The 13056-nt window shown below is 61.7% G+C and carries 10 protein-coding genes; 5 read left to right on the top strand and 5 right to left on the bottom strand.

Annotation, left to right across the window (positions count from 1 at the left end; all coding sequences use genetic code 11):
* The first annotated feature begins 10 nt into the window (after nt 1-10).
* On the top strand, nt 11-2731 hold the full coding sequence (locus ATE70_RS01590) for a LuxR C-terminal-related transcriptional regulator (protein ID WP_082639309.1): 2721 nt from the start codon (nt 11-13) through the stop codon (nt 2729-2731).
* Between the two features lie 70 nt (nt 2732-2801).
* Here ATE70_RS01590 and ATE70_RS01585 read toward each other — a convergent pair whose 3' ends face one another.
* From ATE70_RS01585 to ATE70_RS01565, 5 genes are all read right to left on the bottom strand, one after another.
* Nucleotides 2802-5318 carry a TonB-dependent receptor gene (locus tag ATE70_RS01585; RefSeq protein ID WP_058536201.1) on the bottom strand — a complete coding sequence of 839 codons (2517 nt, stop codon included), beginning with the start codon at nt 5316-5318 and terminating at the stop codon, nt 2802-2804.
* 174 nt (nt 5319-5492) lie between these two features.
* Nucleotides 5493-7085 (bottom strand): spinster family MFS transporter, encoded by a 1593-nt coding sequence (locus ATE70_RS01580; protein ID WP_058536200.1) that lies wholly within the window; start codon nt 7083-7085, stop codon nt 5493-5495.
* Nucleotides 7086-7132: 47 nt separating this feature from the next.
* The gene (locus ATE70_RS01575) at nt 7133-8221 is read right to left on the bottom strand and encodes an alkene reductase (RefSeq protein WP_058536199.1); all 1089 of its coding nucleotides are present in this window, start codon (nt 8219-8221) and stop codon (nt 7133-7135) included.
* Nucleotides 8222-8457: 236 nt separating this feature from the next.
* Entirely contained in the window at nt 8458-9387 is a 930-nt protein-coding gene (locus ATE70_RS01570) for an electron transfer flavoprotein subunit alpha/FixB family protein (protein ID WP_058536198.1), read from the bottom strand.
* On the bottom strand, nt 9384-10133 hold the full coding sequence (locus ATE70_RS01565) for an electron transfer flavoprotein subunit beta/FixA family protein (protein ID WP_058536197.1): 750 nt from the start codon (nt 10131-10133) through the stop codon (nt 9384-9386). Before ATE70_RS01565 ends, ATE70_RS01570 begins: the two co-directional genes overlap by 4 nt.
* A gap of 560 nt (nt 10134-10693) precedes the next feature.
* Between ATE70_RS01565 and ATE70_RS01560 the strand changes: the two genes are divergently transcribed.
* The 4 genes from ATE70_RS01560 to ATE70_RS01545 all read left to right on the top strand — a co-directional run bounded on the left by ATE70_RS01560 (nt 10694) and on the right by ATE70_RS01545 (nt 12999).
* Nucleotides 10694-11338 (top strand): hypothetical protein, encoded by a 645-nt coding sequence (locus ATE70_RS01560; RefSeq protein ID WP_058536196.1) that lies wholly within the window; start codon nt 10694-10696, stop codon nt 11336-11338.
* Nucleotides 11339-11343: 5 nt separating this feature from the next.
* Nucleotides 11344-11961, top strand: a complete 618-nt coding sequence (locus ATE70_RS01555; RefSeq protein WP_156419580.1) for a hypothetical protein — start codon at nt 11344-11346, stop codon at nt 11959-11961.
* Nucleotides 11962-12101: 140 nt separating this feature from the next.
* The gene (locus tag ATE70_RS01550) at nt 12102-12569 is read left to right on the top strand and encodes a hypothetical protein (protein WP_058799804.1); all 468 of its coding nucleotides are present in this window, start codon (nt 12102-12104) and stop codon (nt 12567-12569) included.
* The gene (locus ATE70_RS01545; RefSeq protein WP_058814521.1) at nt 12559-12999 is read left to right on the top strand and encodes an antitoxin Xre/MbcA/ParS toxin-binding domain-containing protein; all 441 of its coding nucleotides are present in this window, start codon (nt 12559-12561) and stop codon (nt 12997-12999) included. Before ATE70_RS01550 ends, ATE70_RS01545 begins: the two co-directional genes overlap by 11 nt.
* Nucleotides 13000-13056 lie beyond the last annotated feature (57 nt).

Here is a 13056-nt window from a genome sequence, read left to right as displayed (position 1 = left end):
AGGGATAGGAATGAGCAACCGGACAATTATAGTAGCGCCGATGGAGAGCCACCCCGCATCGACTGAAGCCGGTACGACCGTCCCGGACTGTTTTGTCCCGCCGCGCATCGGTTCGCGCTATATCCCGCGAACCGATTTGCTGAAGAAATTGTGGCGCGACCGTCACGCGAAGCTGACGCTCGTTACCGGCAGCCCGGGTTTCGGAAAGACGAGCCTGCTCGCACAATGGCGGCAGGAGCTGATGAAACAGGGCAGCCGCATATGTTGGCTGTCGCTCAGCATCGACGAGGACGGGCTTGCCTCCTTCGCCGCCCACTGTCTCGCCGCGCTCGAACAACTCGGCCTCCAGCTTGACGAAGATCTGCTGCTGATCAGCGAAGGCACCGGGCAGATCGACCGCGCGATCGCCGCGATCGTCAACGCGCTGGCGACGCAGGACGAAGATCTCTATCTGCTCATCGACGATTATCATTGTATCCAGGATCCGCGGGCGCATCAGTTTCTGCAAAAGCTGATCGACCACAATCCGGGCAATCTTCACGTCACGCTGGCTTCGCGCGCGATGCCGCCGCTCAGCCTCGCCAAGCTGCGCGTCATGGGACAGGTCGCCGAGATCGAATGCGCGGACTTGCCGTTCAGCCTCACCGAAACGCGATCCTTTCTCCGCCATAGCCTCGGGTCCGCGAAGCTGAGCGCCAGTCAGTCGATGGAAATTCACGACCTGACCAACGGCTGGCCAGCCAGCCTTCAACTTCTGTCGATCATGCTGAAGCAAAAGCCCGCCGGCGAAATCGATATCGCACAGATGGATTGGGAATCGAGCGACCTCCATAGCTATCTGACGAAAGAGGTCGTCGGATCGCTGTCGCCGGACGTCGCCGAATTCATGGAAATCCTGTCACTCTGCCGGCGTTTCAATGCCTCGCTCGCGTACGCGATGACTGGTCGGGGCGACGCGGAAGCGATGATCGCCAGGATCGAGCAGGACAACCTCCTTCTCGTGCGCGACGAATCGAATGACCACGAGCCATGGTTCCACTTTCATCCGATGCTGAACGACTTCCTCAAGGCGCGGCTCACACGCCACCCCGCAGCAGTCATCCAGGGGTTTCATCGCCATGCGAGCCGCTGGTTCGACGCGCACGACATGGTCGTCGAAGCGATCGGCCATGCCGCGCAGGGCGACGATCCCGCCTTCGCCGCATCGGTCGCCCAGCGCGTGACACCCGATATGTGGCGGCTGAGCCAGATGGGAGCGCTGCACCGCCTGGTGAACGCCCTGCCGCTGTCCGCGATCGCCCCTTATCCCAAGCTCGTCTATTTCTGCAGCATCACGCTGGCCTTCGTCGGCGCCTCGGCGCAAGCGGCGGCGCTCGACGCCTATTTCCCCGAACAACAGGATGCGACCGATCGCTTCCACCGCACGCTTCTGCAAGCGACGATCGCTCTTCGCCGGGACGATACCGATCGCGCGCTCGGCCTGGTCGACGGTCTTGCGGTCCCGGAGGAGGCAAGCAGCTTCGAGCGTCATTTGATCATCGGTGCCCAGACGATCGCGCTCGCGGGCGCCGCTCGCTTCGACGAAGCCTATGCGTTGGTCGATCGGTACGAGGCCCAATTGCATGAGCCGCATGACGGGATGGCGCTGATGGCGCTGGACGGCCGCGCGATGGCGCTGCTGCTTCAGGGCCGTGTCGCAGAGGCCCTGCCCCTCCTCGAAGACCTCTATCGGCACAGCCTGACGCACGACAGGCGACGGTCCGCCAGCGCCGATCTTCTTGGCGTAAATATCGCCTATGCGCTGTGCGAGCTCAACCGGCTGGACGAAGCGCGCGATATGCTCGCCAACCGGCAACAGAATATCCAGCGGGCTTTTGCCCAGTTCATGATCTTCGCATCGCTCGCCGAAGCGCGCCTGGAAAGGCGCCTCTCGAACAAGGGGGCGCTCGCGGTGGTGGAAACCCATCTCGAGACATTCCGGTCTTTCGGGCTGGATCGCGGCATCGCCAACCTTCTGCTCCTGCGTCTCGAGATCGAGATCGAGGAGCGATCGACCAATGCGGCCCGCGCCACCATCCGGCAATTGTCGGAGGTGCAAAAGCGCAACGCCAATCCGAAAGGCATTTTTGCCGAGATCGGAATCATCGGTCATTGCGCCCGCGCGCGACTGGCGCTGTTCGATCAGCATATCGACGCCGCGCGCGACGAGGCTGACGCGGCTTGGACCCTTGCCGAAGCGATGGATCACCGTCGATGGCTCGTCACGCTCGACCTGCTTCAGGCGCGCATCGCTGAAGCGGGAGGCGACCTCGATCGATCGCAGGAGCATTTCGAACGCGCGCTCTTCAGGGGGCAAAGCCTCGGACTTGTCCGAACCTTTCTGGACGAGGGCCAGGCAGCGGCGCGGCTATTGGGAAAGATCGAGCCAACCCGAAAGCGCGATACCGATACGATCGCCTATATCGAAATGCTGCTGAGCGCGTTCGAGCACGACCAGCCGGCCGCCCCGCTCGTCCAGACCGGCAGCGAAGATGCTTCGCCGCTCAGCCCGCGCGAGGAGGAGATCATTCGCCTGCTGGCCGCCAATATGTCGAACAAGCGGATTGCGTCGACGATCGGCATTTCGATCGAGACGGTGAAATGGAATCTGAAGAATATCTTCCAGAAGCTCGGCGTATCGAGCCGCTATCATGCCGTGACCTGGGCGCGGCGTCATGGCCTGATTGATTGACGAACCTGGCCTCGCAACGATGGCGGAAAGCGCTTTTGCACTTTCCGCCATCGCCCCGTTCAAAGCGACCTCAGAATTTCGTCTTCAACGTCACGCCATAGGTACGCGGCTCCTGTAGGAAGACCATCCGCGAAACGCTCGCGCCACCCGCATTGATCGGGCCGGGAAGCGTACCCACACCGCGCAAAGGCGTGTTCGAAACGATCCCCCACGTCTGAACATTGAAGACATTATTCGCCCACAGCTCGACCCGCCAGAGACCATCCTGATCGCCGAGTCCGGCGCGCAGGTTCACCTTCACATTGCCATCCTGGATATCATACGGTCCCTTGATCCGGTTCAGCGTTGGCCCTTCGGTTCCCGTACCCGCCGCTACGTTCAGCAGGGCCTGCGGTGCCGTTCTCCGATCAGACTCCATACGAGCCGAAGCATTGAAACCGAAATTCAGCTTTGAACCGATATCCTTGCTGTAGTCGGCCGCCATCGTCGTGACCCATTCGGGCGCATTCTGCATCACCTGACCGCACAAGGTCGCAACCTGCGGCGCAGGATTCGGCCCGCCACAATCCTTCGGATAGCGCGCGTCGGTGTAGGTCAGCCCGCCCGTCAGGGTGAATTCCGGAGAAACCCGGGCGGTGAACTCCAACTCGGCGCCCGTGCTTTTCACCTTCGGCACATTGAAGGTCAGATACTGCACCCCCGTGAACTCCAGAAGCTGGAAATCGCTGAAGTCCTGGTGGAAGAGGGCCAGGTTGACGGTCAGCGCGCGGTCGAGAAGCTGCGATTTGATGCCGAGTTCATAGGCGCTGACCTTTTCGGCTTTAAAGGCCGGCGAGGCGCCGCCGATCGCGGCAGTCGGATCGAGGTTGAACCCGCCCGCTTTGTATCCGCGGCTGTAGCTGGCATAGCTGTTGGTGTTGCTACCAAGCTCGGCGGTCAGCTTGAGCGTATAGACAAGCTGCTCATCCTTGAACTTGCGGTCGAACTCGACGGGCGCGTTGGCGAACGCGCCGACCTTCGCCGCCAGCGGGAAGCACGTCAGGCTCACCACCGCCGGACCGAGCGGCCGCAGCGACGCCGGCAGATTGGGCAGATTGGCGGCCACCGCCGAACAGGCGTCCGAAGAGGCCGATATCTGATCAAAGGTGCCGCGCTTGCGGTCGTTCGAATAGCGCAGTCCGAAATTGAAACCGATCGCATCGGTGACGTGGAACGTGTTGTTGGTGAACAACGACCAGTTCTGCCCCGACTGATGGAACAGATTGTTCGCATAGGTGCCGTTGGCTTCGACCCCGCCCGCGAAAATGTCGCGCGCAGGGTTGGTGCCGGGTACGCCGACCGATTTCAGCACGGTGCTGATATAGCGCTGGAAATCAGGGCCAAAGGCAAAGGATTGCAGTTGCTCGATACGCTCGTCGACAAAATAGGCGCCGACGAGATAGTCCAGCCGGCCATCAAACGCACTCCCCGCGAGCCGCAGTTCCTGGCTGAAGGTCTTGACCCTCGTATAGCCCGGAAGACGGCCGGCCGGATCGTTGGCCGCGCCCGGTCCAACCAGCACGCTGAGTTCGCTGACGTCGGAATCCGACGTGGTCGTCGATCGATAGTCGCGATAGCTGGTGATCGCGGTCAGCGCGGCATCGCCGATCTGCCAGTTGAGTTCCCCCGACAATCCCCACTGACGCTGATCGTCATTGAACGGATCGAGCGAGGGTGCGCGCCGCTGCTTGACGGCTTCCGGACCTGAAACCCCGACGCCGCCGTTCGCCGGCAGACCCACCGCCGTATAGATGCCGGCCGCGACATAGCTGCCCTCCTTGATGACAACCGGAGCGCAGCAATTCTCGTTCGATTTCGAATAGTCGGCGATCAGACGCAGGCTGACATCGGGATTCGGCTCCCAATAGAGCTGGCCGCGAACAAGGTAGCGATTGCGGTTGTAGTTGTCGTCGCCGGCCGCATCGATCACCCAGCCATCGCGCTTGCGCCAGGCGCCCGACACGCGGACCGCCAGCTTGTCGGCGATGACCGGCACCGACGCCCCCATCTGCACACTATAGTGATCGAAATTGCCGTAGGTCAGATTGGCAAAGCCCTCGACCTGATCGAGGGCGGGCTTGTGGGTCCGGATATTGAGTGCGCCCGACGACGTGTTGCGACCGAACAGGGTGCCCTGCGGCCCACGAAGGACTTCGACCTGTTCGAGGTCGACGAGATCGCCGAGCGCCACGCTCGGCCGGCTGAGATAGACGCCGTCGAGGAAGATTCCGACGGCGCTTTCGAGGCCGATATTGTTGCCCGACGTGCCGATGCCGCGGATGCGTATCTGCGCGGTGCCGGATTCGTTGTTGGCGGTTTGCAGGCTGAAGCTCGGCGTGACGTTGTCCAGCGACTTCAGATCATTGATGCCGCGCTTTTCGAGCGCATCGCCGCTCACCGCGGTAACGGCGATCGGCACCTTTTGCAGATTTTCCTTCCGCAGCGTCGCAGTGACGATGATTTCGGAGCCATCCGTGGCGCTTTGCTCCGCCGACGAGGCGCCATCAGGGGCCGTCCGATCCTGAGCATGAGCGCTTATGGGCATCATCACCACGCAGGCCGATGCCAGCAATCTTCTCTTGAGCATATCATCCCTCCCAACTTGTATTTTCTGTTGCCGGTGGGAGCGTAAAATAGATGGGGGGTGTCGCTACCCCCCCTTCCGAGGGGGCAGCGCATCCTCCATGGCTTCGGCGAAGGTTGCTCGAAAGCCGGAAATGCGTCAGATCGCTTCTCCCGCCGCACGCGCGCGTTCGACAACAGTCGCGGCTTCGAACGGCACCCGCAGCCAAGCGATGAAGAGACAGATAAGTGCGAGGGGCACGACACCCAGAGCGAGAGTGACCGCAAAACCCAGTTCGCCGGTCTCAACCGATATGGCACCGATTGTATAGGGGCCGAGCGCGAGGCCGACCAGCGTCGTCGACAAGAGCAGGGTCGCAGCCGCCGTGCCGCGCATTCGCGGCAGGACAAGATCCTGTGTCGTCGCGGCGACGGCGCCGATGATCGCGCTGAAGAAAAAGGTCATCGCCGCAATCCAGAAAGCGAACCACAGAAAGGGCGCCCCGGTCCCGCTCGCTCCCCGGATCTGGAACGCGAACCAGATCGGCGCGACGGCCGCCAGAAGCGCCGCAGCCATGACATATATGCGCCCCGCGGGGGTGCGCCGGTGCATATGATCCGACACCCGCCCGCCGAGAATGACGCCCATAAAACCGGCCCCGGCACAACCGCCGCCCACCCATAATCCGACCATGTCGGCGCTCTCGCCCAACACTTCGAACGCATAGATCGGAGCAAAACCGATCGCGCCATAACTTACGAAAGCAACGAGGCCGTAGCTCAATATCGTCGCGAGAAAAGCCGGGGATCCCCATATCAGCTCGAATGTCGGCCGATCGCCCTGCCGCAGCGAACAAGCCCATGAGAAAGTCGCATAATAGCCGATACCGACGCAGATCCATTGCATCTGCGCCCCGGTCCATCTGATCAGACACCACGCGATCCCGGATATCAATGCCGCGACCGCAAGGTTGGTCGCCAGCGCTGCCGCCCCCCTTCGCGCCGCGCTGACCAGCGTGAACGGCGGAATAACGGCGAATAATTCATCGACAAAACCCTGAAAGGGCGTGGCCGAGACTGTAGTGGGAACGCCGTCCATCGCACCGCGTGCCGGTTCCCGAAGCGTTGCGACCCACACCGCCAAGAGCAGGCCCGGCGCGCCGACCGCAATGAAGGCTATCTGCCATCCGGCCAGCCCCAAGGCTCCGCCATCAGGATAAGCGCGGTCCCAGGCGCCGACGATATGGCCACCGATCATCAGCGACAGACCACCGCCGAGATAGGCGCCGGCCGAATAGACGGCGAGAGCGGTCGCGCGCATGTTTTTGGGAAATATATCCGAAAGCATCGAATAGGCGGCGGGGCTCGCCGATGCTTCGCCGACACCAACGCCGATGCGCGCGCCGGCTAGCATGGCGCCGTTGCGAGCGAAGCCCGAAATCACCGTCATGGCGGACCATAAGGCGAGGCCGATAGTCAGAAGATGCACCCGATGCCATGAATCGGCGAGGCGCCCCAAGGGAATGCCGAACAAGGCATAGAATACCGCGAAGGCGGTGCCATAAAGAAAGCCGATATCGGCATCGTCAAGACCTAGGTCTTGCTTGATGCCGGGAGCGAGGATGGTGATCAGCTGGCGATCGACGAAGTTGATCAAATAGACGAGGAACAGGACGCCCAGCACATACCATGCATAACCCGACGGCTTGCCTACAACCTCCGGGTGGCCGCGGCCCTCAGCGTCATCGGCCATGTCGCTTTTCCTCCCGGGTTTTTGCAATCTTCACCGTGACTGTTTGCCTATGCCGGCACGAGCGCGGGATAATCCGTGTACCCCTCGCCGCCCGGCGAATACCAGGTCCGCGGATTGTCGGGCGTCCATTCGGCGCCGACCCGAATGCGTTCGACGAGATCGGGATTGCTGATGAACGGCCGACCGAAACTGACAGCATCGGCGATGCCGCTTGTCAGATCGGCCTGCGCCGTTCTGGCGTCATAATCGCTGTTGAGGATCAGCGATCCCTTGAACGCCTTGCGGATCGCGGGCGATTGCTTCGGGACCTCGGTGCTCCCAAAGGTTCCATCGGGTCCAGGTTCGCGCAATTCGAGGAAGGCGATGCCGAGCGCATCGAGCGCAGCAGCGGCGGCAGGAAACAGTGCCTCGGGCGCGCAATCGTCGGCCCCCTGCGAGTCGCCATTGGGCGAAAAGCGAACGGCGACCCGGCCCGCGCCCCAGACCGCGATGAGCGCCTCGGTCACCTCGCGAAGCAGCCGGATGCGGTTTTCCACCGGCCCGCCATAATCATCGTCACGCAAATTGGTGCTGCCGCGCAGGAACTGGTCGATCAAATAGCCATTGGCGCTATGCAGTTGAACGCCGTCGAAACCGGCTCGCTTCGCATTTTCGGCGGCTTTCGCATAATCCGCGATCAGGCGCGGAATCTCGTCGAGACGCAGCGCGCGCGCGGTTACATAATCCTGACGCCCGGCGGAGGTATAGGCGCGTCCCTCGGCCTTGGTGGCCGAGGCGGAGACCGGTGCCTTGCCGTCATTGAACAGCGGATGGACCAGCCGCCCCATATGCCAGAGTTGCGCCATGATCCGGCCGCCGGCGGCATGCACGGCGTCGGTTATCGGTTTCCATCCTTCAACCTGGGCATCCGTCCAAAGGCCGGGCGTAAAAGGCCAGCCGAGCCCTTCCTGCGAGATGCCCGTCGCTTCCGAAATGATCAGCCCGGCCGATGCGCGTTGGCGATAGTGTTCCAGAGCAAGCGCGGTCGGAACGAAATCGGACCCCGCGCGACCACGCGTCAGCGGCGCCATGATGATACGGTTGGGTGCTTCGATATCACCTAGCTTGATGGGATCGAACAGCGAGGGCGCAGACATTAAACTTCCCCTTGTTGGCCTGACGTGTCGGGATGTGCGATCGGCCCAGCCGCATCCCCATTCTGGGAAGCATATCTACAAGGGTCGCAAAGGCGTGCCGCCCCCTCCGGTTTGGGGGGCATGAAGAGGGGGGAGAACGTATGCGACGCATAGTCCCAAGACGAAAAGCATGATCCGCGAACGCAAAAAAATGGCCGCGGTTGCCCGCGGCCACATCGTGCTCTTATCGCGATAGATCAGATCCTGCTGGTCAGTTCGGGAACGGCGCTGAAGAGATCGGCGACGAGGCCGAAGTCGGCGACCTGGAAGATCGGGGCGTCCTCGTCCTTGTTGATCGCGACGATCGTCTTCGAATCCTTCATGCCGGCGAGATGCTGGATCGCGCCCGAGATGCCGATCGCGAAATAGACCTGCGGCGCGACGATCTTGCCGGTCTGGCCGACCTGATAGTCGTTGGGGACATAACCCGCATCGACCGCGGCGCGCGAAGCACCGAGCGCGGCGCCGAGCTTGTCGGCGAGCGGGACGATAACTTCTTCATATTTCTCGCTCGAACCGAGCGCGCGGCCGCCCGAAACGATGATCTTGGCCGAGGTCAGTTCGGGGCGCTCCGACTTGGCGATTTCGGCGCCGACGAAGCTCGAGATGCCGGTGTCGCCGCCCGCCGAGACGGCTTCGACCGTGCCCGAACCGCCCGAGGTGGCAGCCTTTTCAAAGGCGGTGCCGCGGACGGTGAGGACGAGCTTCGCGTCCGACGATTCGACGGTCGCGATCGCATTGCCGGCGTAGATCGGGCGGGTGAAGGTCTTCGGACCCTCGACCGACAGGATTTCCGAAATCTGCATCACGTCGAGCAAGGCGGCAACGCGCGGCGCGATATTCTTGCCGGTGGTCGTGGCAGGTGCGACGAACGCATCGTGCGATGCCATCAGCTCGGCGACGAGCGGCGCGACATTTTCGGGCAGGTTATGACCGAAAGCCGCATTGTCGGCGACGTGGACCTTGCCCACGCCAGCGATTTCGGCAGCCGCCTTGGCGACGCCATCGACGCCCGAACCGGCAACGAGCAGGTGGACTTCGCCGAGCTTCGAGGCGGCGGTCACCGCGGCGAGCGTGGCGTCCTTGACGGCGCTACCGTCATGTTCGACCCAAACGAGCGTTTTCATGAATGCACTCCCAGCGCTTTGAGCTTGGCAACCAGTTCATCGACATCGGCAACCTTGACGCCGGCCGAGCGGACGGGCGGTTCCGAAACCTTGACCGTCTTCACGCGCGGCGCCGTGTCGACGCCGTAATCGGCGGGCGACTTGGTATCGAGCGGCTTCGACTTCGCCTTCATGATGTTCGGCAGCGAAGCGTAGCGCGGCTCGTTCAGGCGAAGGTCGGTGGTGACGATCGCGGGAAGCTTGAGCTTTACCGTTTCAAGGCCGCCGTCGACTTCGCGCGTCACATTGACGCTGTCGCCATCGACATTGACCGCGCTGGCGAAGGTGCCCTGCGCCCAGCCCGTCAGCGCAGCAAGCATCTGGCCGGTCTGGTTGTTGTCGTCGTCGATCGCCTGCTTGCCAAGGATGACAAGGCCGGGCTGTTCGGCGTCGGCGATCGCCTTGAAAATCTTCGCGAGCGCGAGCGGTTCGACCGCATCGTCGGTCTGCACCAGGATCGCACGGTCGGCGCCCATCGCGAGCGCGGTGCGGAGCGTTTCCTGCGCCTTTGCCGGACCGACGCTGACGGCGATAATCTCGGTCGCGATGCCCTTTTCCTTGAGGCGGATCGCTTCTTCGACACCGATCTCATCGAACGGGTTCATCGACATTTTGACATTCGCAAGGTCAACGCCGGTGCCGTCGGATTTCACCCGCGGCTTCACGTTGTAATCGAGCACCCGCTTTACGGGGACGAGGATTTTCATAGCTTCGACAGCTCCTCTCGAAAAATTGTGCACTGCGCCATAGCATCATACATTGGACAAACGCCCCCTCGCGGCGGGTGGCCTGTTCTCAACGCACGCGCGCCCTTTCAGAGATGAGGGGGCCGATCGCGAGCAGCTACTGACTACGTATGACGATCAGCCAAAACGACATTCATCGACATGCGTCGCTACGGGTATGATCTGAGAAGAAAGGCATTGGCAACTGCGAGCGCGAGACTCTTCGACATCAAATATCCCATTATTCGAGCCTGAATGCTACGGGCCGCCACTTGCAGACGGTCCGTCTAAGGTCCGCTCTCGGTACGCCTGCCGACAGGCAGGCGGCCGACACGGGACAAAGCTGAAGATCCTTTTCACAGATATCTCTTCTCATCTGCTCGACACCTAAGCGAATGCGTGAAGTAAGCCATATGCGGCGGCTGCGCCAACATTGAAATTGAAGGGAAGATGCAGGTGCCCCTGCTGGAAGGATGAAAAACGTCTGAAGGAGGGCTGCCGCCCGAACCCCGGCACCGGGCTCATGATTAGGAGCAGTTCCCATGCAATTCACTACGATATCTGACCCGCCAAACGCGACCATCGTCGAGAGCGGCCCCTCTGAAGCGGACGCAACGACGATAGGCGCTGCGTCGCCGCAAGGGGTGCTTCGCACATCGATGCTTCACACGGTCCTGCCGGGAAATGTTCCGCTCCCCTCGGTTACGCGGGCCGACAGCAAGATCACGCGCCATATGGCAACGCTGATGCATAGTTCGGCCAGCCGGGGTCACGGCATGGCGGCTGCGTTTCTGCCTGGCAGTCTGTTTCTTAAGGCACCACGTGTCATCGTCCATGCTACCGCAAGCCAGGCACCACTATACCTTGGCGAGGCGGAGATCGTCGCCGTCGCAACAGGTCTTCCTGTTCTGTTGCTGCGTCGGTCGGCCGACGGATCGTCTCTCGATCTGACGGTCGACGTTGTCCTGCCCGGCCCGACCGACCTGACTTGGCTCCTCGGCTATCGGCTGTTCCGCACCCTCGCGGGCGACAGCTGGTTGGTTCCTCAAGTCCGCGGGCCGTCTATCCAGTTGATGCGCCAAGGGCTGTTCGCCGCGGAGCATGCTCCTTATTTCGACCACTGGGATTGTGATGCCGGACTTGAGCGGGCGAGCGCGCATTTGGCTTCGCACCGGATCGGAGGCTAGCCGTGGTGATGAAGAAGATCCCTGCCCTCGGCAATCTCGATTTCGTCCCGATCCCCGGCGGTGACGACCCAAACTTCGTTTTCGGCGTCGTGCGCAGGCAGATCAAAGACGGCCCCATCCAGACCCTCCCAGCCTCTGTTCTCAAGCGCCTCTGCCCAGGACAGAAGGTCGATGTTGCCGCGCCGTGGGTGCCTAGTTGCTACAGGTGGGACGTCCTTCTGCCTCCCTTCGCGAACGACGAATTCCTCGATCCGAAGCGCCTCTGCGAAAAATATGAGGAGCAGGCATGCAACAACCTCAAGGACCTCCTTGTCATGATCACGCTTCGCTTTCCCAATCCCGATCGCCTGCATCGCACCTGGGAAGATGTTCGGGAGTTCGCACGCGACCGCCTATGCCGTGAGCGCAACGTCGCCGTGATTGCAGCGATGCATCTGCCCATCGAGGTTGGCTCGACCAATCCGCCTCATATTCATTTGATGACGCCAGCTCGGGAGTTCCAATGCTTCGGCTTTGGTCCCTTCGTGCGCCCCTTCGCCGCCGACGCAGGCAAAGCGATGATCGCGGCCGAGTGGGCCGATTGGCAGAAGCGGCGACGCGGGGCCGATACCGCTGGCCAATAAACGGACGTTGGCTGCGCCGGCGTGTCGGCCGACCCGCCGGATCCAATCCCCCTCAACGAAGAAGAACCAGCTTTTGGCTGGAACAAACAGATGAAAGCGGCCGCCACCCAGCCGGAGGCGCCGCAAGGAATAGGCTGACGATGAAAAAATACATGACTGCGAAAGATCGGCTCGAGGAAGCCGAGACATTGATGGCCGCGCTTGCGATCGTTCGGACTGCCGGGCTGGAGCTTGATGGCAAACTCCCCATCCTGCCGCCCGAGTTTGCACGGTATCTGATAGCGCCTGACGCGTTCCTGCTTGTCGTACCATCGACGGTGACCAACGGAAACGATCGGTCCAGGGTCGCAAACGCGATGTGCTTGTCGCGATGCGACGCGCTGATCGTCCGTATCTCGCGACCCAGCATCGGCGCAAAGAAGGCAATCGTCGACATAGGGATCGATGGACTAACACCCGTATGGTGCCGCGAATATCGCCCCTGTTTGCTGGATGGCTCGATCCATTTTGTGCCGGACCATGATCCCGGCGGACCTATTTTCAGGCTGACCGACAAGGGTCTGACGGCGTCAGTAGATTTTGATGTGTTGCAGCCCGATGAGCATTGACGATCCGAACGATGCGTGGCTCGCGGCCAGGGCCTACTTCATGAAGCGCGGTGTTGACCCAATCCGACATGGAGGGGCTGGCATGCGCACATTCCTCAATATCGCGGAGCTATGGAATCTGAGCGACAAGGAGCAAATGGATCTGCTCGGTATTCATGAGCTTGCAATCTTCGAGGACTGGAAGATCCGCGTGCGAGCGCACGAGGCCGTTCCGATTCCGGTAGACGTGATCGTCCGGATCGGCTGCGTTCTGTCGATCTATGGTTCGCTCGTAACGCTCTTTCCCGAGGAACGGACTGCCGACTGGCTACGTGCGCCGAACATGCACAAGATATTTGGCGACAGAAGCGCGTTGACCGTGATGACCAGTGGCGAACTCGATGATCTCGACAAAGTGGTCGGGCATCTCTTGGGGATGATTTACGGCTGAAGAGACGATCCAGCCTCAATCTCGCCTGCCGTGATCACGCCAAAAGTCCGATCGGAC

It is taken from the genome of Sphingopyxis sp. H053, from assembly GCF_001468225.1.
Classification (GTDB): domain Bacteria; phylum Pseudomonadota; class Alphaproteobacteria; order Sphingomonadales; family Sphingomonadaceae; genus Sphingopyxis.
The sequence above is the reverse complement of the archived record's forward strand: the minus strand, read 5'-3'. Positions and strand labels throughout refer to the sequence as shown.